General features: G+C 71.1%; 22 protein-coding genes and 1 tRNA gene. 7 read left to right on the forward strand and 16 right to left on the reverse strand.

What is annotated here, in order from left to right:
• Positions 1-91: 91 nt before the first annotated feature.
• The 7 genes from N1F89_RS09610 to N1F89_RS09640 all read right to left on the reverse strand — a co-directional run bounded on the left by N1F89_RS09610 (position 92) and on the right by N1F89_RS09640 (position 5,453).
• A complete protein-coding gene (locus tag N1F89_RS09610) occupies positions 92-973 on the reverse strand; it encodes a 3-hydroxybutyryl-CoA dehydrogenase (protein ID WP_290083711.1) in 882 nt (293 codons plus the stop codon).
• 110 nt (positions 974-1,083) lie between these two features.
• A complete protein-coding gene (locus N1F89_RS09615; RefSeq protein ID WP_290083712.1) occupies positions 1,084-2,013 on the reverse strand; it encodes an electron transfer flavoprotein subunit alpha/FixB family protein in 930 nt (309 codons plus the stop codon).
• Between the two features lie 24 nt (positions 2,014-2,037).
• Positions 2,038-2,787, reverse strand: a complete 750-nt coding sequence (locus N1F89_RS09620) for an electron transfer flavoprotein subunit beta/FixA family protein (RefSeq protein ID WP_290083713.1) — start codon at positions 2,785-2,787, stop codon at positions 2,038-2,040.
• 193 nt (positions 2,788-2,980) lie between these two features.
• Positions 2,981-3,751 carry a rhomboid family intramembrane serine protease gene (locus N1F89_RS09625; protein WP_290083714.1) on the reverse strand — a complete coding sequence of 257 codons (771 nt, stop codon included), beginning with the start codon at positions 3,749-3,751 and terminating at the stop codon, positions 2,981-2,983.
• Positions 3,752-3,806: 55 nt separating this feature from the next.
• A complete protein-coding gene (locus N1F89_RS09630) occupies positions 3,807-4,385 on the reverse strand; it encodes a cob(I)yrinic acid a,c-diamide adenosyltransferase (protein WP_290083715.1) in 579 nt (192 codons plus the stop codon).
• Between the two features lie 18 nt (positions 4,386-4,403).
• Complete coding sequence (locus N1F89_RS09635; RefSeq protein WP_290083716.1) at positions 4,404-4,595, reverse strand: twin transmembrane helix small protein; 192 nt, start codon at positions 4,593-4,595, stop codon at positions 4,404-4,406.
• A 24-nt stretch (positions 4,596-4,619) separates the two neighbouring features.
• Positions 4,620-5,453, reverse strand: coding sequence for an SDR family oxidoreductase (locus tag N1F89_RS09640; protein ID WP_290083765.1), 834 nt, complete (start codon positions 5,451-5,453; stop codon positions 4,620-4,622).
• A gap of 89 nt (positions 5,454-5,542) precedes the next feature.
• Here N1F89_RS09640 and N1F89_RS09645 point away from each other — a divergent pair, with 89 nt between their 5' ends.
• A complete protein-coding gene (locus tag N1F89_RS09645; RefSeq protein WP_290083717.1) occupies positions 5,543-6,394 on the forward strand; it encodes a YihY/virulence factor BrkB family protein in 852 nt (283 codons plus the stop codon).
• Here the strand turns inward: N1F89_RS09645 and N1F89_RS09650 are convergent.
• Positions 6,361-7,248, reverse strand: a complete 888-nt coding sequence (locus tag N1F89_RS09650; RefSeq protein ID WP_290083718.1) for a DMT family transporter — start codon at positions 7,246-7,248, stop codon at positions 6,361-6,363. The genes N1F89_RS09645 and N1F89_RS09650 overlap by 34 nt on opposite strands.
• A 251-nt stretch (positions 7,249-7,499) precedes the next feature.
• On the opposite strand from N1F89_RS09650, the gene N1F89_RS09655 reads away from it, so the two are divergent.
• Positions 7,500-7,787: a hypothetical protein gene (locus N1F89_RS09655; protein WP_290083719.1), complete on the forward strand. Its 288-nt coding sequence runs from the start codon at positions 7,500-7,502 to the stop codon at positions 7,785-7,787.
• A 3-nt stretch (positions 7,788-7,790) separates the two neighbouring features.
• Here the strand turns inward: N1F89_RS09655 and gluQRS are convergent, their stop codons facing one another.
• A complete protein-coding gene (gene gluQRS, locus N1F89_RS09660) occupies positions 7,791-8,669 on the reverse strand; it encodes a tRNA glutamyl-Q(34) synthetase GluQRS (RefSeq protein ID WP_290083720.1) in 879 nt (292 codons plus the stop codon).
• An 87-nt stretch (positions 8,670-8,756) separates the two neighbouring features.
• Here gluQRS and N1F89_RS09665 point away from each other — a divergent pair, with 87 nt between their 5' ends.
• Both N1F89_RS09665 and N1F89_RS09670 read left to right on the forward strand, forming a co-directional pair.
• Positions 8,757-9,401 (forward strand): DNA-3-methyladenine glycosylase 2 family protein, encoded by a 645-nt coding sequence (locus N1F89_RS09665; protein ID WP_290083766.1) that lies wholly within the window; start codon positions 8,757-8,759, stop codon positions 9,399-9,401.
• 221 nt (positions 9,402-9,622) lie between these two features.
• Positions 9,623-10,180 (forward strand): HNH endonuclease, encoded by a 558-nt coding sequence (locus N1F89_RS09670; RefSeq protein WP_290083721.1) that lies wholly within the window; start codon positions 9,623-9,625, stop codon positions 10,178-10,180.
• A gap of 19 nt (positions 10,181-10,199) precedes the next feature.
• Here the strand turns inward: N1F89_RS09670 and N1F89_RS09675 are convergent, their stop codons facing one another.
• Both N1F89_RS09675 and N1F89_RS09680 read right to left on the reverse strand, forming a co-directional pair.
• Positions 10,200-10,724, reverse strand: coding sequence for a disulfide bond formation protein B (locus N1F89_RS09675; protein ID WP_290083722.1), 525 nt, complete (start codon positions 10,722-10,724; stop codon positions 10,200-10,202).
• A 7-nt stretch (positions 10,725-10,731) separates the two neighbouring features.
• Positions 10,732-11,313, reverse strand: coding sequence for a YqaA family protein (locus N1F89_RS09680; protein WP_290083723.1), 582 nt, complete (start codon positions 11,311-11,313; stop codon positions 10,732-10,734).
• A 280-nt stretch (positions 11,314-11,593) separates the two neighbouring features.
• On the opposite strand from N1F89_RS09680, the gene N1F89_RS09685 reads away from it, so the two are divergent.
• Positions 11,594-11,678: transfer RNA gene (locus N1F89_RS09685), tRNA-Leu, on the forward strand.
• A gap of 139 nt (positions 11,679-11,817) precedes the next feature.
• On the opposite strand, the gene N1F89_RS09690 is transcribed toward N1F89_RS09685, so the two are convergent.
• Entirely contained in the window at positions 11,818-13,311 is a 1,494-nt protein-coding gene (locus N1F89_RS09690) for an MFS transporter (RefSeq protein ID WP_290083724.1), read from the reverse strand.
• An 88-nt stretch (positions 13,312-13,399) separates the two neighbouring features.
• Here N1F89_RS09690 and N1F89_RS09695 point away from each other — a divergent pair, with 88 nt between their 5' ends.
• Together N1F89_RS09695 and N1F89_RS09700 are read left to right on the forward strand one after the other, a co-directional pair.
• A complete protein-coding gene (locus N1F89_RS09695; protein WP_290083725.1) occupies positions 13,400-13,972 on the forward strand; it encodes a TetR/AcrR family transcriptional regulator in 573 nt (190 codons plus the stop codon).
• A gap of 147 nt (positions 13,973-14,119) precedes the next feature.
• Positions 14,120-15,766 (forward strand): AMP-binding protein, encoded by a 1,647-nt coding sequence (locus N1F89_RS09700; protein WP_290083726.1) that lies wholly within the window; start codon positions 14,120-14,122, stop codon positions 15,764-15,766.
• A gap of 25 nt (positions 15,767-15,791) precedes the next feature.
• Here the strand turns inward: N1F89_RS09700 and N1F89_RS09705 are convergent, their stop codons facing one another.
• From N1F89_RS09705 to secA, 4 genes are all read right to left on the reverse strand, one after another.
• A complete protein-coding gene (locus N1F89_RS09705) occupies positions 15,792-17,012 on the reverse strand; it encodes a PLP-dependent aminotransferase family protein (protein ID WP_290083727.1) in 1,221 nt (406 codons plus the stop codon).
• Positions 17,013-17,099: 87 nt separating this feature from the next.
• Positions 17,100-18,383 carry a GNAT family N-acetyltransferase gene (locus N1F89_RS09710; RefSeq protein ID WP_290083728.1) on the reverse strand — a complete coding sequence of 428 codons (1,284 nt, stop codon included), beginning with the start codon at positions 18,381-18,383 and terminating at the stop codon, positions 17,100-17,102.
• Complete coding sequence (locus N1F89_RS09715) at positions 18,383-19,798, reverse strand: lipopolysaccharide biosynthesis protein (protein WP_290083729.1); 1,416 nt, start codon at positions 19,796-19,798, stop codon at positions 18,383-18,385. The genes N1F89_RS09710 and N1F89_RS09715 overlap by 1 nt, the downstream gene beginning before the upstream one ends.
• A gap of 106 nt (positions 19,799-19,904) precedes the next feature.
• Positions 19,905-22,646: a preprotein translocase subunit SecA gene (secA, locus tag N1F89_RS09720; protein ID WP_290083730.1), complete on the reverse strand. Its 2,742-nt coding sequence runs from the start codon at positions 22,644-22,646 to the stop codon at positions 19,905-19,907.
• Positions 22,647-22,968 lie beyond the last annotated feature (322 nt).

Here is a 22,968-nt window from a genome sequence, read left to right on the forward strand (position 1 = left end):
CCAGGCGAAGTGGAAACCGGTTCGCCGTTCGGAAACGCGGGAAAACAATGAGTTAGAGCCGGTCTGCGATTCCGTGAAACGCAGAACGGCTCTAGCGGGTCGGCACCGGCTTGTCGCCGCGGTAGTCGTAGAAGCCGCGGCCGGTCTTGCGGCCGAGCCAGCCCGCCTCGACATATTTCACCAGCAGCGGGCAGGGGCGGTACTTGGAATCGGCCAGCCCCTCGTAGAGCACCTGCATGATCGACAGGCAGGTGTCGAGGCCGATGAAGTCGGCGAGCTGCAGCGGCCCCATCGGATGGTTGGCGCCGAGCCGCATGGCGGTGTCGATCGCCTCGACCGAGCCGACGCCCTCGTAGAGCGTGTAGATCGCCTCGTTGATCATCGGCAGCAGGATGCGGTTGACGATGAAGGCCGGGAAGTCCTCGGCCACGGTGATCGTCTTGTCGAGCCGCTCGACGAAGCCGCGCGCGGCCTCGAAGGTGAGGTCCTCGGTGGCGATGCCGCGCACCACCTCGACCAGCTTCATCAGCGGCACCGGGTTCATGAAGTGGATGCCGATGAAGCGCTCCGGCCTATCGGTCTGGGCTGCCAGCCGGGTGATCGAGATCGACGAGGTGTTGGAGGCGATGATCGCCTCGGGATTGAGCGTCGGGCAGAGCTGGGCGAAGATCTTGCGCTTGACGGTCTCGTCCTCGGTCGCCGCCTCGATGACGAGGTCGGCACCCGACAGATCCTCCAGCGAGGCGGCGGGGGCGATGCGCGTCAGCGCGTCCTGGCGCGCCGTCTCGTCGAGCTTGTCGGAGGCGACCTGGCGGGCCATGTTGCCGCTCACCGTGGCGATGCCCTCCTCGATGCGCTCGGACGACACGTCGTAGAGCAGCACCTGATAGCCGGCGAGCGCCGTCACATGCGCGATGCCGCTGCCCATCTGGCCGGCGCCGATGATGCCGACCGTCTCGATCTTGCCCGTCATGATCTCTGTCCCGTCGCGCCGCGGCGCTTGATGTTGCGCTGCAAACTATTGGGGCGGGGCGACGTCGTCCACCCCGCCCCGCCAGGATTCTGCGCCCGCACGGGGCAAAGTCAAAGCGCCTTCTCGAGCTCCGGCAGGGCCTCGAACAGGTCGGCGACGAGGCCGTAGTCGGCGACCTGGAAGATCGGCGCCTCCTCGTCCTTGTTGATGGCGACGATGATCTTGGAGTCCTTCATGCCGGCGAGATGCTGGATCGCGCCGGAAATGCCGGCGGCGATGTAGAGGTCGGGCGCGACCACCTTGCCGGTCTGGCCGACCTGCCAGTCGTTCGGCGCGTAGCCGGCGTCGACCGCGGCGCGGCTGGCGCCGACGGCGGCGCCGAGCTTGTCGGCGACCGGCAGCAGCACCTCCTCGAACTTCTCCGCCGAGCCGAGCGCACGGCCGCCGGAGATGATGATCTTGGCCGAGGTCAGCTCGGGGCGGTCGCTCTCGGCGATCTTGTTCTCGACGAAGCTCGACACGCCCGGATCGGCCGGCGCCTCGACGGTCTCGACCGAGCCGGAGCCGCCCTCGCCGGCGGCCTGGAAGGCCGAGGTGCGCACGGTGACGACGCGCGTCGCGTCGCCCGACTCGACCGTCTGGATGGCGTTGCCGGCATAGATCGGCCGCTTGAAGGTCTTGGCGTCGATCACCTCGGTGACGTCGGAGACCTGCATCACGTCGAGCAGCGCGGCGACCCGCGGCATGATGTTCTTGCCCATGGTGGAGGCCGGCGCGATCAGCGTGTCGTAGCCGTCGGCCAGCGACACGACGAGCGCGGCGGTCGGCTCGGCCAGGCGCTGCTCGAGACCGTCGGCCTCGGCCAGCAGCACCTTGCGCACGCCCTCCAGCTTGGCGGCGGCATCGGCGGCCGGCTTGGCGTTCTTGCCGGCGATCAGCACGTCGACGTCCGAACCGATCGCGAGCGCGGCGCTCAGCGTCTTGGCGGTCTGGTCCGACAGCGTCTCGTTGTCGTGTTCGGCGAGAAGAAGGATGGCCATGGTGTTATCTGTCTCCCTTGCGGCTCAAAGCACGCCGGCTTCGTTCTTCAGCTTGTCGACCAGCTCGGCGACGTCCTTGACCTTGACGCCCGCCTTGCGGCCGGCCGGCTCCTCGGTCTTGACGACCTTGAGGCGCGGCGCGGCGTCGACGCCGTAGTCGGAGGGCGCCTTCTCGTCGAGCGGCTTCTTCTTGGCCTTCATGATGTTGGGCAGCGAGGCGTAGCGCGGCTGGTTGAGGCGCAGGTCGGTGGTGACGATCGCCGGCAGCTTGAGGTCGACCACCTGCAGCCCGCCGTCGATCTCGCGCGTCACCTTGGCGCTGCCGTCGCCGAGCTCGACCTTGGAGGCGAAGGTGCCCTGGCTCCAGCCGAGCAGCGCGGCGAGCATCTGGCCGGTCTGGTTGGCGTCGTCGTCGATCGCCTGCTTGCCGAGGATGACCAGCTCCGGCTTCTCCTCCTCGACCACGCCCTTGAGGATCTTGGCCACCGCGAGCGGCTCCACGGCCTCGTCGGTCTTGACCAGGATGCCGCGGTCGGCGCCCATGGCGAGCGCCGTGCGGATGGTCTCCTGCGCCTGGGCCGGGCCGATCGAGACGGCGACGATCTCCTCGACCTTGCCGGCCTCCTTGAGCCGGATCGCCTCCTCGACCGCAATCTCGCAGAACGGGTTCATCGCCATCTTCACGTTGGCGAGCTCGACGCCCGAGCCGTCGGCCTTCACCCGCGGCTTGACGTTGGCGTCGATGACCCGTTTCACCGGTACCAGGACTTTCATGCGCTTTCACCTTTCTGACGGAACTGGACGGCGCCGCGGCGGGCGTGCGGAACGCCCGCGGGTGCCGGGCAAGGCCGGAAACGAGCGGCTCGCATGGCCGTTCGAGACGGGCGGCGGGCCGGGAGCGGCGGGACCGTAGTGAGGCTTCCCGGTGCCGTCAACACGCAATGTGGCCGCGCCGGCCCGGTCCCTCTCATTGCCGGCCCCAGGGCCCGCGTCCGGCTGCCGGGCCGGCGCTGTCGGTGCCGTCCGGCCGCACCTCGGCGGCCTTGGGCGGCACGAGGCGGCGGTCGAGCAGCGGCACGCCGGGCCGGCGCAGGATGAGCACCAGAACCGCGCCGGCGATGATGCCGCCGACATGGGCGGCCCAGGAGACCTGGCCGTCGAGATCGACCGCGAGCATGACGAACTGGAAGCCGATCCACAGCACGAGCGGGATGTAGGCGGGAATGCGCAGCGGCAGCCGCGCCAGCACCAGCACCCACACCTTCACCCGCGGATGCAGCAGCAGATAGGCCGCGACGATGCCGGCCACCGCACCGGAGGCGCCGATCAGCGGCGCCTCCGACTGCGGGATGATGGCGCCGTGCAGGAAGGCGCCGGCCGCCGCGCAGGCGAGATAGAAGACGAGGAAGCGGAAATGGCCGAGCGCGTCCTCCACATTGTCGCCGAAGACCCAGAGAAACAGCATGTTGCCGGCCAGGTGCAGGAAGCTGCCGTGCAGGAAGGCGTAGGTGATGTAGGTCAGCGGCTCCGGCACCAGAACCAGCTCGGGCGGCAGCACCGCGAAGTCGAAGGCGACCGAGGGAATGTAGCCGAGGCCGACGGCCATCGCCTGGGCGAAACCGGTGCCGCCGAGCGCCGTCATCAGGTAGATCAGCGTGTTGACGGCGATCAGGCCGAGCGTGACGTATTGCCGCTCGATGTGCTTGAGCTGGTTGGCGTCGTGCAGCGGAATGAACATCGGCCTGCCCCCGGATCCCCTCCCGCGACCCGGCGCGGCCTTGCCCGCTCCAGCGCTAGCGGTTCTTGCCGGGAACCCATAGCACGTCGGCCGTGCCGTTGGAATTGGCGACGCGGGCGGCGACGAACAGCAGGTCCGACACGCGGTTGACATAGCGCAGCGCGGCGTCGCCGACCGTCTCGTGCGGGCGTTGCGACAGCTCGACCATCAGCCGCTCGGCCCGGCGCGCCACCGTGCGCGCCAGATGCAGCGCGGCGGCGGCCGGCGAGCCGCCCGGCAGCACGAAGGAGCGCAGCGGCTCGAGTCGTTCGTTGAGCGCGTCGATCTCGCGTTCCACGCGCTCGACCTGGGCGGCGGCCACGCGCAGCGGCTCGTAGGACAGCGGCGCGTCGGTCTCCGGCGTGGCGAGGTCGGCGCCGAGGTCGAACAGGTCGTTCTGGACGCGCGCCAGCATGGCGTCGAGCTCGGGCAGGTCGGCGGTGTGCAGCCGCGCCATGCCGATGCAGGCATTGGCCTCGTCGACCGTGCCGTAGGCGGCGACGCGCAGGTCGTGCTTGGGGCGCCGCTCGCCGTTGCCGAGCCCGGTCGTGCCGTCGTCGCCGGTGCGGGTGTAGATCTTGTTCAGCCGGACCATCCGTTCCTCCTCAGCCGCTCAGCCGCGTGTGAAATACATCGCCAGCACCAGAAACACGATGGCGACGAACTGCAGCAGCACGCGCGCCTGCATCAGCTTGTTCGACGTGTTGGCGGAGCCGCCGCGCATCATGTTGACGAGCCCGCGCAGGAGCACGAGGGCGACGGCCACCATGACGAGGATGGCCAGGATGTTGAAGGCGGTGGACATGGGCGGTTCCGTTGCTGGTGGCGATCAGCCCTGGCCGGCGAGGACGCGGTAGAAGGCGCGGGCCGGCAGCAGGCGCTTGAGCAGGACGCCGGCGCGCGCCGGCACGGTGACCACATAGTGCGGCCGCGGGCGCGGGTGAAGAAGCGCGTGTTCGAGCGCGCGGTGAACGGCCTCGGGGCCGAGCTTGAGCCGCGAGCGGCTGCCGCCGGCCCTGAGGCGGGCGAGCTGCGCGGCATAGGCCTGGCGGTGCACCGAGCGCTCGTGGTCGATGTGGCGCTCGAACCAGGCGAGCCCGTTGGCGGCCATGCGCGATTCGATCGGCCCGGGCTCGATCAGCGAGACGTGCACGCCGGAGCCGGCGAGCTCGGCCCGCTGGCACAGCATCAGCGCCTCCAGCGCATGCTTGGAGGCGGCGTAGGCGCCGCGGAAGCGGACCGGCACCAGGCCGAGGATCGAGGAGCAGTGGACGAGGCGGCCGGCCCGCTGGTCGCGCATCACCGGCACGATGCGCTGCGTCAGGTCGTGCCAGCCGAACAGGTTGGCCTCGAACTGCTCGCGCAGCGCGGCGACCGGCAGGTCCTCGACCGCGCCCGCCTGGGCGTAGGCGCCGTTGTTGTAGAGCGCGTCGAGCCGGCCCTCGGTGCGCGACAGCACGGCCTCGACCAGCGCGGCGATCGATCCGGGCTCGCGGTAGTCGAGGTAGAACGCCTCCAGCCCGTCGGCCGCAAGCCGGGCGAGATCGCCGGGCTTGCGCGCGGTGGCGAAGACGCGCCAGCCTTGCGCCGCGAGCGCGCGGGCGCAATAAGCGCCGATGCCCGACGACGCGCCGGTGACGATGATGGTGCGCGGCTGGCGCATGGTCGAAAACCGCATGGTCCGTCGCGGCTTGCCTGCCGCGGCTTTCCCTTCCCATATTCGCGGGCCGTGCACAACGAGAGGGAGGCGGGGTGCGCATACTGGTCGCCGTCCGGCGCGTGCTGCGCGATGCGCTGGGACATTTCGATGCCGACGACGGCTGGTCGATGGCCAGCCACCTGGCGATCACTGCGCTGATGGCGCTGTTTCCCTTCCTGATCTTCGCCACGGCGCTGGCCAGCTTCCTCGGCGCCAAGGCGTTCTCCGACACCGCGGTGCACATCGTCTTCGACACCTGGCCGGACCAGATCGCCGAGCCGATCGCGCGCGAGGTGCTGAGCGTGCTCAGCGTGCCGCGCGGCGACTTCGTCACCTTCGGCGTGGTCGCCGCGGCGGTGTTCGCCTCGAACGGCATCGAGGCGCTCAGGACCTCGCTCAACCGCGCCTACCGGGTGACCGAGACGCGCTCCTTCGTCTTCCGGCGGCTGCAGAGCCTGGCCTTCGTGATGATCGCCACGGTCGGCTTCCTGGCGATCAGCGTGCTGCTCGTCTTCGCGCCGATCCTGGCGCGCATCGCCGAGGCGCAGTTCGCCTGGCTCGGCCCCTACATGGGCACCATCACGATCTGGCGCTACGTCATCGCGTCGGGCGTCATCGTGCTCGGCCTGGTGGCGGTGCACGTGTGGCTGCCGGCCGGCCGGCGCCGGCTGATCGACATCGCGCCGGGCATCGTCTTCACGCTGGTCGCCTGGCTGGTCGGCTCGACGCTGTTCGCCGCCTATCTCGACCGCTTCTCGTCCTACGTGTCGACCTATGCCGGGCTCGCCTCGATCATGGTCGCGGTCGTCTTCCTCTACATCGTGTCGGCGATCTTCATCCTCGGCGGCGAGCTCAACGCGGCGATCCGCCGCTACCGCGAGGCGCGCCGCCGCGTCGAGGGCTGAGCGGTGGCGAGCGCCACGCCGAGGGTGGCGAGCGCCATGCCGAGGACCTGCAGCGGCGTCAGCGTCTCGCCGAACAGCCACCAGGCGAGCAGCGCCGTGACCGCCGGCACCAGGTAGAACAGCGAGGCGACGCGGGCGACCTCGCCCTCGCGGATCAGGTACATCAGCAGGAAGACGGCGCCGATCGACAGCACCAGCACCAGCCAGGCCATGGCGAAGAGGAGCTCGCCCGTCGGCACGAAGCGGCCGGTCTCCAGCGCCAGCGCGGCGAGGCCGGTGACGAGGGCGCCGCCGAGATACTGCCACAGCGTGCCGGTGACGAGGTCGGCGCGCGAGACGAAGCGCTTCTGCCAGACGGTGCCGGCGCTCATGGCGACGACGGCAAGCCCGGTGGCGGCGAGCGTGGCGGCGGTGACGCCGCCGCCGGCCTCGGCCAGGCTCGGCGAGAAGACGATTGCGACGCCGGCCAGGCCGATCGCCAGCCCGGCCCAGTGGCGCGGCAGGATGCGCTCGCCGAGAAAGCTGCCGGCCATCAGCGCGGTGATCAGCGGCTGCAGGCCGATGACGAGCCCCGCGAGCCCGGCCGACATGCCGTGGTCGATCGCCCAGAACACGCCGCCGAGATAGACCCCGTGCATCAGCCCGCCGGCGAGCGCGGCGTGCGCGGCGTCGCGCGGGGCAAGCCGCCGCCGCCGCATCGCGGCGACGAGGGCGGCCAGCAACAGGCCGGTGATGACGAAGCGCGCGGCGAGGAAGGAGAACGGCTCGGCCCACGGCATGGCATAGCGCGCGCCGATGAAGCCGGTCGCCCACAGCAGAACGAACAGGGCGGGGACGAAGCGGGCGGGATGCATCGATCGGGCCTGACGGGCGGGGCGGGACGCCGGTGGCCCGCCCGTGCGACCACGATGCCATCGCGCCGTGATCCATCGCGTTGATCTTGCCGCATGGCTGCGACGCCGGGCGATCCGGCCCGGCTGCGACATCCTCTAATGCGCAAAGGCGCGGCAAGCAAAACGAAAGATTTTCAACCTAGCATCAACGCCGGTGCGGCGAAGGGCGGAGGCCCGCGTCGCCGGCGGTCCGTGCAAGGGGGTGCGCAGCCATGCTGTCCGACCTGTCGACGAGCTGGTTCCTGATGGCCGTCGCCACCGTGGCGATGCTGTCCTACATGTTCGCGCTCGGCCTCGACGCGATCATGCGCCGCGACGGCTTCGGCGCCTTCGGCAACGCCGCCGTCATCACCGTCGGCTTCTTCGTCACCATTTCGGCGGTCAACGCCTACGGCGTGCGTTTCGACGACATGATGGAGGCGATGCTCGCCGGCCTCGGCGGCGCCTTCCTGAGCTTCACCGTGCTGGCCCTGCTCAAGGCGGCCGTCGACCGCATGTAGCGCTCAGGCGAGGCCGACCATGCGGCGGATGTCGGCCGGTGCGGCGCCGGCCGCGCGCAGCGCGGCGATGCCGGTGTCGCCGCGGCTCTTCGACAACTTGTGGCCGCTCGCGTCGAGCACCAGCCGGTGGTGCTCGTAGCGCGGCGCCGGCAGCCCGAGCATCTCCTGCAGCAGGCGGTGGACGGCGGTGGCATGGAACAGGTCGCGGCCGCGCACCACGTCGGTGACGCCCTGCAGCGCGTCGTCGACCACGACGGCCAGGTGATAGCTGGTCGGCGTCTCCTTGCGGGCGAGCACGACGTCGCCCCAGTCCTGCGGCCGGGCGGCGACGACGCCGCTCTCGCCGTGCGGCCCGGCGCCCGCCTCCTGCCAGTCAAGCCCGGCGCCGTAGCGCGCCGTCGCGGCGGCCATGTCGAGGCGCCAGGCGAAGGGCTCGCCGGCGGCCATGCGACGGCGGCGCTCGCCGTCGGCGCGCTGCCGGTCGACCGCCGGGTAGAGCGGCACGCCGTCGGGATCGCGCGGCCAGGGCGTGCCGTCGGCCTCGGCCTCGGCGATGTGGGCGCGCGCCGCGCCGCGGCTCATGAAGGCGGGGTAGACCAGCCCCTCGTCGGCCAGGCTCTCGAGGGCCGCGCGGTGGTCGGCGAGATGCTCCGACTGGCGCCGCACCGGCTCCTCCCAGGCAAGGCCGAGCCAGGCGAGGTCCTCGAAGATGGCGCGCTCGAAGGCCGGCGTGCAGCGCTGCGTGTCGATGTCCTCCAGGCGCAGCAGGAAGCGGCCGCCGGCGGCTTCCGCACGGGCGAAGTTGAGCAGCGCCGAATAGGCGTGGCCGAGATGCAGATGGCCGTTCGGGCTCGGCGCGAAGCGGAAGACCGGCCGGCTCATCGGGGCGCGCGGAATCGGGTTGTGGGCGGCATCGGCCGATTGCTACGGTTTCCCCGTCCCGACCTCAAGCCGCGAGTGGCCACCGCCGTGCAGCGCATCGACAGCGAACAGGACCTGGCGGCCGGCCTCGACGCGCTGGTCGCCGCCGACGCGCGGCTGGCCGCCATGCGCGCGACGGCCGGTCCGGTGGCGCTGCGCCGCGTCGCGCCGGGCTTTGCCAGCCTGGTCTCGGTGATCGTCGCGCAGCAGGTCTCGCGCGCCAGCGCGGCGGCGATCCTCGGCCGGCTGAGCGCGGCCTGCGCGCCGCTCGCGCCCGAGACCGTGCGCGCCGCCGGGCCCGACGGGCTCGGCCGCGCCGGCCTGTCGCGCGGCAAGCAGCGCGCGGTGCTCGCGCTCGCGGCGGCGGTCGCCGACGGCACGCTCGACCTCGACGGGCTGACGGCCCGCGAGGCGGGCGCGGCGATCGCCGCGCTGACCGCGCTGCCGGGGGTCGGACCGTGGACAGCCGAGGTCTATCTGCTGACGGCGGCCGGCCATCCGGACATCTTTCCCGCCGGCGACGTGGCGCTGCGTGCGGCCGCCGCGCACGGGCTGGCGCTCGGCCGCCGTCCGACGGCGCGCGAGCTCGCGGCAATCGCCGAATCATGGGCGCCGTGGCGCTCGGCGGCGGCGCGGCTTTTATGGGCGCATTACCGCACGATCGCCGGCCGCGAGGCGCTCCTCGCGCCCTAACCGTACTGCTTTTCACGGAATCGCAGATCGGCTCGAGCCTGTCGTCTTGACGCGTTTGCCGACGGCGAAGCGGTTTCCACGTCGCCGGGAAACGCTCTAAGTCGGTGAAATGGCCGTCTTTTGCGGCGCGGCAGATGCGCTTTGCCGCTTCACATTGGTGTCATCACCGGCTTACAGTATCCGCATCGTTCGATCCGCCACCGCAGAGGAGCGCCGAGAACGTGACGATCGCTGTCTCGCCAGATGGCATGCCCGCCCTGGTGCTGAACGCCGATTACCGCCCGCTCAGCTACTATCCCTTGTCGCTGTGGTCCTGGCAGGACGCGATCAAGGCGGTGTTCCTCGACCGCGTCAACATCGTGGCCGAATACGAGCACGCGGTCTCCTCGCCATCCTTCTCCATGAAGCTGCCGAGCGTGGTGAGCCTGAAATCCTATGTCAGGCCGTCGCGCTTTCCCGCCTTCACGCGCTTCAACGTCTTCCTGCGCGACCGCTTCGCGTGCCAGTATTGCGGCACGCATGAGGACCTGACCTTCGACCACGTGGTGCCGCGGCGCTGCGGCGGCGTCACCTCGTGGGAGAACGTGGTGGCCGCCTGCTCGTCGTGCAACCTGAAGAAGGGCGGCCAGATGCCGGCCGAGGCGCGCATGTGGCCGCTGCAGAAGCCGTTCCGGCCGTCGGTCCACGAGCTGCACAACAACGGCCGGCTGTTCCCGCCGAACTACCTGCACGAAAGCTGGATGGACTATCTCTACTGGGACGTCGAGCTGGTGCCGTAGCGCCCGATCCAGCCCGCGCTCAGCGGCGGGCGCGGCCGCCGGCCAGCGCGCCGGCCAGCGCGATCGCCGCCAGCGCCAGGCTGGCCAGCACGTTCCAGCCGGCGAAGGACAGGCCGAGGAAGCGGCCGGCCGCCTCGTCGCAGGACGGCGGCACGAAGCGGTCGAGCGCGTCGAGGATGCCCTGGCCGCCGGTGTCGGCCGGGGCGGCGACGGCGCCGCAGTCGGTCGGGCCGGCCCACCAGCCCCACTCGACGCCGGAATGGTAGACGCCGAGCCCGAGGCCCCACAGCATCAGCCCGCCGGCGGCGACAAGCAGCAGCCGGGTCAGCGCACCGGGACCGCCGAAGGCGGCCGAGGCGAGCGCCAGCGCCGCCACCGGCATGCCGACATAGTAGGGCACGCGCTGTTCGAGGCACAGCTTGCACGGGATGAAGCCGCCGATGTGCTGGAAGCCGAGCGCGGTGCCGACGGTCAGCGCCATGCCGACTAGCACGGCGAGGGCGGCGAGAACCTGCATCTGTCCGGTGCGGCCGGTCAGGGTCATGACAACCTCAGAAAACGTAGCGGATGGCGACGAAACCGCCGATCAGCAGCACCATGAAAAGGGTGAAAAGAAGGCCGAGATTGTTCTCGATGAAGTCGCGGATCGGCGGTCCGAAGCGGTACAGCAGGAAGCTGACGAGGAAGAAGCGCAGGCCGCGGCCGATGATCGACACGACGACGAAGACGGCGAGGTCGAGGCCGGTGGCGCCGGAGAAGATGGTCAGCACCTTGTAGGGGAACGGCGTGACGGCGGCGAACAGCACGCCCCAGCCGCCCCAGGTGTTGTACCAGCCGGCGACCTGGTCGAAGGAATCCTGCTTGCCGTAGAAGGCGAGGATCGGCTCGCCCACCGCCTCGTAGAGGAAGGCGCCGATGGCATAGCCGAGCAGCGCGCCGAGCACCGAGGCGAGGGTGCACACGACGGCGTAGCGCAGCCATTTCAGCCGTTCGGCCAGCACCATGGGGATGAGCAGCACGTCGGGCGGGATCGGGAAGAACGAGCTTTCCACGAAGGAGACGGCGGCCAGGCCGCGCTCGGCGTGGCGCGTCGCGGCGAGCGACATGGTCCAGTCGTACAGTCGGCGAAGCATGCGGCTGGCCCTCGGATGGCGCTCCGTCCAGGACCAGGAGGCCGAAAGGCGTGCCGCGGTCCCCGGACGACGTCTCGATCTAACTCGTTGATTTTGCCGCATGACTGCGACGCCCGGTGATTCCATCCGGGTGCATCATGCTCTAGCGCATTCGGCGGGCGAGCGGAATCGCTTTCGCGTCGCATGGTTGATCGGCGGCCGCGCGGCGGGCCGCCGGCGCGCGGTTGACGGCGGCCCGGGCGGCCTTATAGTCCGCAGCCGCCCGGGTCCGCCCGGCGCGGCCCCTGTGGCGGAATTGGTAGACGCGACCGACTCAAAATCGGTTTCCGCAAGGAGTGCCGGTTCGAGTCCGGCCAGGGGCACCATCCCGCATTCTTGTCCGCTGGAGCCGTTCTGCTTTTCGGGGGAACGCAGATCGGCTCCAACTTACTGTCTTGCCGCGTTTGCGGACGGCGGACCGGTGTCCACTTCGCCTGGAAATGCTGTCGCCGCTTCGGGCGGCGCTCACGGTCCGGCCGGTGCGCGCCGGCGCGTCGTGCGCAGCCGCACGGCCGCGGCGGCCAGAAGCAGAACGGCCGTCAGCGTGATGCCGACGGCGAGGAAGGCGAGATCGTAGGCGTGGCGCGCTTCCGCGACGAGCACGGCGGCGGCGTCGGCGCGCATGGTTTCGGCGGCGAGCAGCGCGCCGTCGATGCTGCCATGCGCGGCCGGCGGGACGGTGAGGCCGGCCGGCAGGGCCAGCGACAGGCTGTAGACGGCGGTCAGCATGGAGCCCAGAACGGCGATGCCGAGCGCGCCGCCGAGCTCGTAGGAGACCTCCTCGATGGAGGCGGCCATGCCGGCGCGCTCGCGCGGGGCGTGCAGCATGATGGCGCTCGAGGCCGCGCTCATGGCCGCGCCGAGGCCGAGGCCGAGCAGCACGAAGCCGGCGACGGCGCCGGCCGTGGCGGCCTCGAAGCTGACGAGATAGAGCGCCAGGCCGAGACCGGCCAGGGCGAGCCCGCCGGACAGCACGTTGGTCACCCCGAGGCGCGGCAGCGCGAGGCCGGCGAGCGGGCTGGCGACGACGGCAGCCAGCGGCACCGGCATGATGAGGATGGCGGCGTCGAGCGGCGACAGGCCGACCACCAGCTGCAGGCGCTGCAGCACGGCCAGCTCGACGCCGACCACGGCCAGCGAGGCGACGAGGGCGGCGGCCACGCCGGCGGCGAAGCCGGCGTCGCGGAACAGCGAGAAGTCGATCAGCTTGTGCCGCAGCCGGTTCTGCCGCGCCGCGAAGGCGGCGAGCGCGAGCGCGCCGGCGAGCGCGGCCGCCATGGCGGTCTGCCAGGTGCCCTCGGCGCGCGCCACCTCCTTGATGGCGAAGGCGACGGCGACGAGGCCGACGAGGAGCTGCAGCGAGCCGACGGCATCCCACGGCCGGTCAGCCCGGCCGGGCCGGTGGTCGATGGCGCGCAGCGCCAGGACGAGGGCGACCAGCACCACCGGCACGTTGACCAGGAAGACCGATCCCCACCAGAAGAACTCGAGCAGGACGCCGCCGACGACCGGGCCGAGCGCCGCGCCGCCCGAGGCGATGGCCGCCCACACGCCGATCGCCAGCGCGCGCTCGCGCTCGTCGTCGAAGGTCAGGCGGATGATCGACAGCGTCGCCGGCATCATCATCGCCGCGCCGACGGCGAGCAGCACCCGCGCGCCGATCAGCACCGCCGGCGCCGGCGCGAAGGCGGCGACCAGCGACGCTGTGCCGAACACGGCGAGGCCGCCGACGAACAGCCGCTTGTGGCCGAAGCGGTCGCCCAGCGTGCCGAAGCCGGGCAAGAGGCCGGCCACCACCAGCGGATAGGCGTTGACGATCCACAGTTTCTCGGCCGCCGAGGCGGCGAGATCGTGGGTGAGGCGCGGCAGCGCGGTGTAGAGCACCGTCATGTCGACGGTGATCAGCAGCAGGGCACTGGACAGGATCGCCAGGACGACCCAACGATTGCGCAGTTTCATCGCATCCACCGGAGGCAGGTCATGACCGACAAGCAGGCGCGCGCCGCACCGTTTGCACGACACGGGCGCAGGGTTTAAATACATACGTATGGAAAATAAAGACGACCCGCAAGAGCCGCGCCGCCTCGGCCGGCCGCGCACCATCGACCGCGAGCGGCTGCTCGACGCGGCCGAGGAGATCGTCACCCAGAGCGGCGCGGCGGCGCTGACGATCGATGCCGTGGCGCGCGCCGCCGGCGTCACCAAGGGCGGGGTGCAGTACGCCTTCGGCAGCAAGGAGGCGCTGATCCAGGCGATGTTCGATCGCTGGGACCAGACCTACGAGGCGATCTTCCGCAGCATGGCCGGGCCCGACGCGACGCCGGCGCAGGCGGTGCGCGCGCATGTCGAGGGCATCTACGGCTCCGACGACAACGCGCACGCCAAGGCGGCGAGCCTGCTGGCCGCGCTGATCCGCACGCCGGAGCATCTCGCCGCCACGCGCGCCTGGTATCGCCAGCGCATCGCCGCGCTCGACCTCGACCGGGAGGAGGACCGGCGCGCCCGGCTCGCCTTCCTCGCCGCCGAGGGCGCCTTCATGCTGCGCTTCTTCGGGCTGATGGAGATCGACGAGGCGGAGTGGCGCGACATCTTCGCGGACATCCGCCGCTTCACCGCCTGAGCGCCCGAGCGTGCCGGCGAGGCGGCCCGGCGGCAGGATGACCCGCTGCGGCAAACCCGCTATAAGCGGGCCGCGGCCGCGGCGGCTGCCGGCCCGCCGGCGCCCGGTTCGGTCGCGGGATGATCGTCGGCGGGGAGCGGCAGGGCCATGCTGGAACGGCGCGACAGCTACGCGGCGCTATACCGCGACTTCCGCTGGGACATTCCCGCGCGCTACAACATCGCGCAAAGCGTGTGCGACCGCTGGGCGGCGGCCGAGCCCGAGCGCGTGGCGCTGATCGACCACCGTGTCGACGGCGCGCCCGACACGCTGTCCTACGGGGCGCTGCGCAGCCGCTCGGCGCGGCTGGCGCGCGTTCTGGCGGCGGCCGGGGTGCGGCGCGGCGACCGCGTGGCGCTGCTCCTGCCGCAAGGCTTCGAGACGGCGATCAGCCATGTCGCGATCTACCGGCTCGGCGCCGTGGCGGTGCCGCTGGCGCTGCTGTTCGGCGTCGAGGCGCTGGAATACAGGCTCGCCACCGCCGGCGCGCGCGCGGTGGTGACGACCGCGGCCGGGCTGGCCAAGCTGAAGCCGATTCGCGACCGGCTGCCGGCGCTCGAGACGGCGGTCTCGGTGGACGGCGCGGAGGCCGGCGCGCTCGACTTCCAGGCGGCGGTGGCCGAGGGGCCGGACGACCTGCCGCCGGCCGACACCGGCCCGGACGACCCGGCGCTGATGATCTTCACCTCCGGCACAACCGGCCCGCCCAAGGGGGCGCTGCACGGCCACCGGGTGCTTCTCGGCCATCTGCCCGGCGTGCAGATGCATCACGACTTCCTGCCGCAGGCGGGCGACCGGCTGTGGACGCCGGCCGACTGGGCGTGGGCCGGCGGGCTGCTCAACGTGCTTCTTCCCGGCCTGCATCTCGGCGTGCCGGTGGTGGCCGGCCGGTTCGAGAAGTTCGAGGCCGGCAGCGCGCTGGGGCTGATGGAGAAGACCGGCGTGCGCAACGCCTTCATCCCGCCGACGGCGCTGCGCATGCTCAAGACGGTGGAGGGCATCGGCCGGCGCTTCGCGCTCGACCTGCGCAGCGTCGGCTCGGGCGGCGAGGCGCTCGGCCGCGAGACCTTCGAATGGGCGCGCGCCGAGCTCGGCCTGACGATCAACGAGTTCTACGGCCAGACCGAGTGCAATCTCGTGCTGTCGTCCTGCGCGGCGATCGGGGTGAGCCGCGCCGGGGCGATCGGCCTGCCGGTGCCGGGCCACCGCGTGGCGGTGATCGACCCGGCGGGGCGGCCGCTGCCGGCCGGCGAGGCGGGGCAGATCGCCGTTGCCAGGCCCGACCCGGTGATGTTCCTCGAATACTGGAACAACCCGGAGGCGACGCGCGCCAAGTTCGTCGGCGACTGGATGACGACCGGCGACCAGGGCGTGGCCGACGCCGACGGCTACGTGCACTTCTTCGGCCGCGACGACGACGTCATCACCTCGGCCGGCTACCGCATCGGCCCGGCCGAGGTCGAGGACTGCCTGGTCGGCCACCCGGCCGTGGCGCTGGCGGCGGCCGTCGGCAAGCCCGATCCGGTGCGCACGGAGATCGTCAAGGCCTATGTCGTGCTGCGCGAGGGGCAGGCGCCGAGCGCCGCGCTCGCGGAGGAGATCGGCCGCTGGGTGCGCGAGCGGCTGTCGGCGCACGAATACCCGCGCGAGGTCGACTTCGTCGATTCCATGCCGCTGACGACGACGGGCAAGGTGATCCGCCGCATCTTCCGCGACCGGGCGCGGCGCGAGGCGGAAGGGCGCTCCGGCCCCTGAGCCGTCGCCGACGGTCAGAAACGCCCTATCCGGCGCGCCCGGCGATCAGCCGGCCGAGCCGGGCGATGCCGGTCTCGATGGCGGCCGGGTCGGCGCAGGAGAAGCTGAGGCGCAGCGTGTCGGCGCCGCCGCCGTCGGCATGGAAGGCGCGCCCCGGCACGAAGGCGACGCGCGCCTCGGCGACGGCGCGTTCGAGCAGACGCGCGGCGTCGAGACCGGCCGGCAGGGCGAGCCAGACGAACATGCCGCCCTCCGGCCGCGTCCATTCCACGCCGGCCGGCATGTGGCGGGCGAGGGCGTCGAGCATGGCGTCGCGGCGGGCGCGATAGGCGTCGCGCAGCGTCGCCACCTGGTCGTCGAACAGCCGCTCGGCGACGTGGTGCATGGCCATCTGGTTGATCGTCGGGGTGTGCAGGTCGGCGGCCTGCTTCATCAGCACGAGCTGGCGCACCACCGGCTTCGCCGCGCAGATCCAGCCGAGCCGCAGGCCGGGCGACAGCGTCTTGGAAAAGCTGCCGCACTGGATGGTGCGCGCCGTCTCGAGCGTGCGCCCGCCGGCCAGTTCGAGCGCGAGCAGCGAGGCGACCGGCGCGCCGTCGTAGCGCAGCGCCCGGTAGGCCGTGTCCTCGACCACCGCCAGGTCGAGCGTCTCGGCCAGATCGAGCAGGCGCCGGCGCCCCGCCCGGTCGAGCGTGTGGCCGGTCGGGTTGGCGAAGTCGGGCGTCACATAGGCAAGCTTGGCGCGCCCGCCGGCGGCCGCCGCGGCGGCGCGAAAGCGCTGAGGCGTCGTGTTGCCGCCGTCCGGCGTCAGCGTCTGGTAGGCGGGCTCGTAGGCGTTGAGCGCCTGCAGCGCGCCGAGATAGGTCGGCCGCGCGACGAGCACGGAACCGCCCGGCGACAGGAACAGCTTGCCGAGATAGTCGAGCGCCTGCTGCGAGCCCGAGGTGACGAGGATGTTGTCGCGGTCGCAGGCGATGCCGTCGGCGGCGAGCCGCGCGGCGATCCAGTCGCGCAGCGGCGCATGGCCCTCGCTCGGTGCGTATTGCAGCGCGGCCGCCGCCTGCTGGCCGCAGAGCAGCGCGCCATAGGCCTCGGCGAAGGCCGCGGTGGGAAACAGCGCCGGATCGGGAATGCCGCCGGCAAACGAGATGATGTCCGGCTGGTCGAGCAGCTTGAGCAGCTCGCGGATCTCGGAGGCGCGCATGCGGCCGGCGCGCGCGGCGAAGAGCTGGGCGAGGTCCGCCATGGCGTCGATCCCGTTCGTTGCGGGAACGATGCGCGCGGCGATCAATTATGTCAATAATGCTGACGTATTTTTCCGAATCGGTCGCCCTCAGCGGCGCGACACCAGCCGGCGCCAGCGCTGGCGCAGCAGGCGCGCCATGTTGCGCGTCTCGCGGTACAGGTGGAGCTGCGAGGCGGCCTGGCGCACCGCGCGATCGGCGCCGGAATCGAGGCCGACGATCAGCGTGCCGATCGGCCGGCGCTCGGTCCACAGCCGGCTCAGCACCGGGTGGTCGGGCACCGCGCAGGAATCGGTGGCGACGATGTTGGGGTCGGCGAGATGCGTCTTGGTGACCTCGATCATCAGCAGCGTGCCGGGCGAATAGGCCTGCAGCGTCTCGTCGAAGGCGGTCTTCCAGGTGTAGGCGATGCCGGCCTCGACGAAGACGATCAGGCTGGCGATGGCGCGTCCGTCGAGCCACAGCGTGTGGACGCGGCACAGGTCGCGCTCGGCCAGCCGGTGCACCGCCTCGCGGGCGAAGGCGGCGCGGTAGCGGTCGATCGCCATGGCGGTGCGCGCGCGGCCCTTCCAGCCGGCCGCCTCGAGCGCCAGGAAGGTCTCGACCCCGGCGCGGATCTCGTCCGGCCGGCGCGCCACCGTGTGCTCGAGCCGGCCCACGTCGCCCAGCCGGCGCTTCAGCCGGCGGAACTCGCGGTAGTGGTGCGCGCGCAGCGCCCGGCGCAGATAGGCCTCGCCGTCGAGCTCGCTCTCCAGGAAGGGCCGCTCGACGGCGTTGGCGGTCAGAAGCGGCAGGTCGCGCTCGGCGGCGAACGTCTTGAGCATCGCCGCGAAGGGACCGTCGAGGCGCGTCTCCGGCATGACGAAGACGCGCGGCAGGTCGAGATGCGGCCGCGCCAGGATGGCGAAGAAGTCCTCGACCACGCCGGCCGGGTCGTCGCAGTCGATCAGCGGCGTGCCGAGCGGGCCGAACGGGCTCGACCAGGTGCGCATGACGCGCATGCCGAGCGGGCCGGCCGGCTTTTCCACCGAGAAAGGCACGAGCAGGCGCAGCCGGCTGCGCGTGTCGTCGCCGTCGCGGATGACGGCGAGCCGCACCTCGCGGTCCTCCAGCCGCGGCATCGCCGGGGCGAGGAAGCGCGGGTTGAAGAACACGTTGGGCTCGATCGAGCGGGCGCACAGATGGTCGAGCTCCTCGACCAGGTCGAAGCCGGCGGAGGCCGGGTAGATGGCGAGCTTGCGCAGCGTGCGGTCCTCGCCGGCCAACTCCACCTGGGCGGCGTCGCGGTGCGGCGCGGTCCAGTCGGCGAGCTGGTCGATCATGCCGCCGGACGGGCTGATGGACAGCTCCTCGAGAATCGGCGTGGCAGCCATCAGGCGACCTCCTTTCGCACGAAGCCGGCCGGCAGGACGATCGCCATGCCGATGCCGAGCTTGCGCCACACGGTGACGGCGAGGGCGCTCGCCTCGAAGCACACGGCGATCGCGGTGGCGATCGCCGCGCCCCACAGGCCGAGCACCGGGATGAGCAGCACGTTGAGCCCGACGTTGACGGCGAGCGTGGCGGCATAGACGGCGGCACAGACGTTCTGGTGGCCGCTCATCGTCAGCAGGCTCTCGGCCGGACCGACGGCGGCGCGCACCACCACGCCGGCGACCAGCACGAACAGCAGCGGATAGCCGGCGTCGAAGCCGGGGCCGAACAGCATCAGCATCGGCTTGCCGAGCGCCAGCACCGCCAGCCCCATGGCGAGCGAGGGCCAGAAGGTCCACGACACGGTCTCGCGCGCGAAGGCGGCGAGCCGCATGCGGTCGCCGCCATGGGTGATCGCCGCATAGCGCTGCGCCACGCCGGCCTTGACCGCGAAATAGACGAAATGCACCAGCGCCAGCGTCTTGACCGTGGCGAAGTAGACGGCGACGTCGTCGGGCGCCATGTAGCGGCCGACCATCAGCACGTCGGCGTTGGTGAGCAGGAAGAAGAAGCTCTCGACCAGGAAGATCGGCAGCGACACCACCAGCCAGTGGCCGAGCCGGTAGCGCGCGCGGCCGGCGGGGATGCGCGCCTCGACGCGCGCGGTCACGCTGACGAGCTGGAAGACGGTGGTCGCATAGGTCGCCACGATCGCCGCCAGGATGGCGGTGCGCGCGCTCGCCTCGAAGCCGAGCGCCAGCGCGCCGGCCATCGCCGCCAGGATGAGCACCGGACGCACCAGATAGGTCGGCGCCAGCGCCCAGATCGCCCAGGCGTTGGCGCGGGCGATGCCCTGCAGCACGTCGGACAGGGCGATCATCGGCAGGCAAACCAGGCCGAGGAAGAACGGCACGACGTAGTAGCTCTCGACCCGGTCGGCCAGCAGCCACAGGCCGAGCGCGCCGGCGGCGGCGATCAGGCTGGAGGCGACGAGCACGAACAGCCGGCTGGTCAGAAGCACGCCGCGCAGCGTTTCGAGCGATTGCGTGCCGTTGTACTCGGAATAGAAACGGATGATCGAGGTGTGGAAGCCGAGGCAGGAGATGTTGCCGGCGATCACCATCGTCACCCAGACGAGGACGAAGATGCCGTACTCGAAGCCGCCCATCCAGCGCGCCAGCAAGACCTGGCTGGCGAACGCGATGACGGCGCTGACGATGCGGATGACGAAGGCGATCAGCGACATACGCCCGGCGCGGCCGCGCTCGTCGGCGCCCGAAAGCAGCGCGTCGAGGCCGGCCGCGACCGGCTGGGCGCGCGCGGCAAGACGTTCCGGCAGAAGCCGTTCAGCCGTCGTCGCTGCGGAAAAGCGCAAGCCGTGGTCTCCGTTCTCGGGTCGCGGGCGACCCTAGCGGAGACTGCTTAAGAAACGGTTGGGCGGCGGGCCGGCGCGGCCGGCCCGCGGGCGGCGGCGGCGCCGCTCAGGCGAAGGCGCCGTGGCAGTGCTTGTACTTCTTGCCGGAGCCGCAGGGGCACGGCTCGTTGCGGCCCACCTTGCCCCAGGTCGACGGGTCGGCGGGATCGCGCGCCTCGGCCGGCACGACGCGGTTGTCGGCGCGCGGCGGCAGCGTCATGGTCGCCGCGTCGCCGTCGTCGCCCATCTCGTCCTCGCCGGTGCGCGCGTCGATGTGATGCGCCTCCATCTCCGGCGTCTCGGGCGGCGGCGCGTCGGCCGCCTCGCGCACCAGCTCGACGCGCATGAGCTGCGCGGTGACCGCCTGGCGCAGATTGGCCAGCATCGCCTGGAAGAGCTCGAAGGCCTCCGACTTGTACTCGTTGAGCGGGTCGCGCTGGGCGTAGCCGCGGAAGCCGACGACCGAGCGCAGATGGTCGAGATTGACGAGATGCTCGCGCCACAGATGGTCGAGCGTCTGCAGCACCACCGACTTCTCGACATAGGTCATGATGTCGGGGCCGAAGCGCTCGGCGCGCTCGGCGGCGGCGGCGTCGGCCGCCTCGGAGATGCGCTTGTGGATGTCGTCCTCGGCGACGCCCTCCTCGCGCACCCACTCCTCGATCGGCAGGTCGAGGTTGAGATAGCTGCGCACGCCCTCCTTGAGGCCGGCCGCGTCCCACTGCTCGGCATAGGTCTTCTCGGGGATGTGGCGGGCGACCAGGTCGTCGATCACGTCCTGGCGCATCTCGGCGACCGTCTCGCCGATGTTGTCGCCGTCCATCAGCTCGAGGCGCTGCTCGAAGACCACCTTGCGCTGGTCGTTCATCACGTCGTCGTATTTGAGGACGTTCTTGCGGATGTCGAAGTTGCGCGCCTCGACCTTCTTCTGGGCGCGCTCCAGCGCCTTGTTGATCCACGGATGGACGATCGCCTCGCCCTCCTTGAGGCCGAGCTTCTGCAGCATCCCGTCCATCCGGTCGGAGCCGAAGATGCGCATCAGGTCGTCCTGCAGCGACAGGTAGAACTTGGAGCGCCCCGGGTCGCCCTGGCGGCCGGAGCGGCCGCGAAGCTGGTTGTCGATGCGGCGGCTTTCGTGGCGCTCGGTGGCCAGCACGTAGAGCCCGCCGGCGGCGATCGCCTCGGCCTTGAGCGCCTCGACCTCCTCGCGGATCGCCTTGGCGCGCGCCTCGCGCTCGGGGCCCTCGGGCATGTCGCCCAGCTCCTGGGCGATGCGCATGTCGGGGTTGCCGCCAAGCTGGATGTCGGTGCCGCGGCCGGCCATGTTGGTGGCGATGGTGATGGCGCCGGGCTTGCCGGCCTGGGCGACGATCTGCGCCTCGCGCTCGTGGTGGCGGGCGTTGAGCACCTCGAAGTCGGTGACGCCCTCCTTGCGCAGCCGCTCGGCGAGCAGCTCGGACTTCTCGATCGAGGTGGTGCCGACGAGGATCGGCTGACCCTTGTCGTGCGCGGTGCGGATCTCCTCGACGATGGCCTTGTACTTCTCCTCCGTCGAGCGGTAGACCTCGTCGTCCTCGTCGAGCCGCTTGATCGGCAGGTTGGTGGGAATCTCCGCCACCTCGAGGCCGTAGATGTTGGCGAACTCCTCCGCCTCGGTCGAGGCGGTGCCGGTCATGCCGGCGAGCTTGTCGTACATGCGGAAGTAGTTCTGGAAGGTGACCGAGGCGAGCGTCTGGTTCTCGGGCTGGATCTTGACGTTCTCCTTGGCCTCGAGCGCCTGGTGCAGGCCTTCCGAATAGCGCCGGCCGGGCATCATGCGGCCGGTGAACTCGTCGATGATGACGATCTCGCCGTTGCGCACGATGTAGTCCTTGTCGCGCTGGAACAGGACGTGCGCGCGCAGCGCGTTGTTGACGTGGTGGACGATCGCCACGTTCTCCACGTCGTAGAGCGACTCGCCCTTGAGCAGATCGGCATCGCGCAGCAGCGTCTCGATCTTTTCGGTGCCCTCCTCGGTGAAGGTCGCCGTGCGCTGCTTCTCGTCGACCTCGTAGTCGTCCGGCACCAGGTGCGGCACGAACTTGTCGATCGTCGTGTAGAGGTCGGAGCGGTCCTCCAGCGGACCGGAGATGATGAGCGGCGTGCGCGCCTCGTCGATCAGGATGGAATCGACCTCGTCGACGATGGCGTAGACGTGGCCGCGCTGCGCCATCTGGGCGCGCTCGAACTTCATGTTGTCGCGCAGATAGTCGAAGCCGAGCTCGTTGTTGGTGCCGTAGGTGACGTCGCAGGCATAGGCGGCGCGGCGCTGCTCGTCCGACAGGCCGTGCACGATGACGCCGGTCGACAGGCCGAGGAACTCGTAGACGCGGCCCATCCATTCCGCGTCGCGGCGGGCCAGGTAGTCGTTGACGGTGACCACGTGCACGCCGCGCCCGCCGAGCGCGTTGAGATAGACCGGCAGCGTGGCGACCAGGGTCTTGCCCTCGCCGGTCTTCATCTCGGCGATCTTGCCCTCGTGCAGCACCATGCCGCCGATCAGCTGGACGTCGAAGGGGCGCAGGCCGAGCACGCGGCGCGCCGCCTCGCGCACGGTGGCGAAGGCCGGCGTCAGCAGCTCGTCGAGGGAGGTGCCCTCGGCGACCTGGGCGCGGAAGGCGTCGGTGCGCGCGCGCAGCGCCTCGTCGGACAGCGCCCGCATCTCGTCCTCGAGCGCGTTGATGGCGTCGACGCGCGGCTGCATGCGCTTGACGCGGCGGTCGTTGGAGGAACCGAAGAACTTGCGGGCGAGGCCGCCGAAACTGACCATCAGATGGTCCTTTCCATCGCGAGGCCGCCGGCCGCGCGGGCGGCGTGCCGTTTCATCGTTGCGGGGTCGGTGGGCCGTCTCCGGGCGTCGCTCACGGTTGCTGCCGGATACGAACCAGGGGCTGATCGGCCGTCGTTCAAGACCACGAACGCTCCAAAATCAGACACGCCCTTCTATCCGTCGCGACCGATCCCGGACGGACCGAAAGGCGAGAAAAAACGTCCGGAAACGGTTGTGGACGCAAGGTTGAAGGACAGATAAGAGGGGGCATCGGCGATGTCAACGGCGCGCGTCCGGGCGCCGATGCGCCTATTTCGGCCAC

The organism is Aquibium sp. A9E412, from assembly GCF_030398335.1.
In the GTDB taxonomy this organism is placed as follows: domain Bacteria; phylum Pseudomonadota; class Alphaproteobacteria; order Rhizobiales; family Rhizobiaceae; genus A9E412.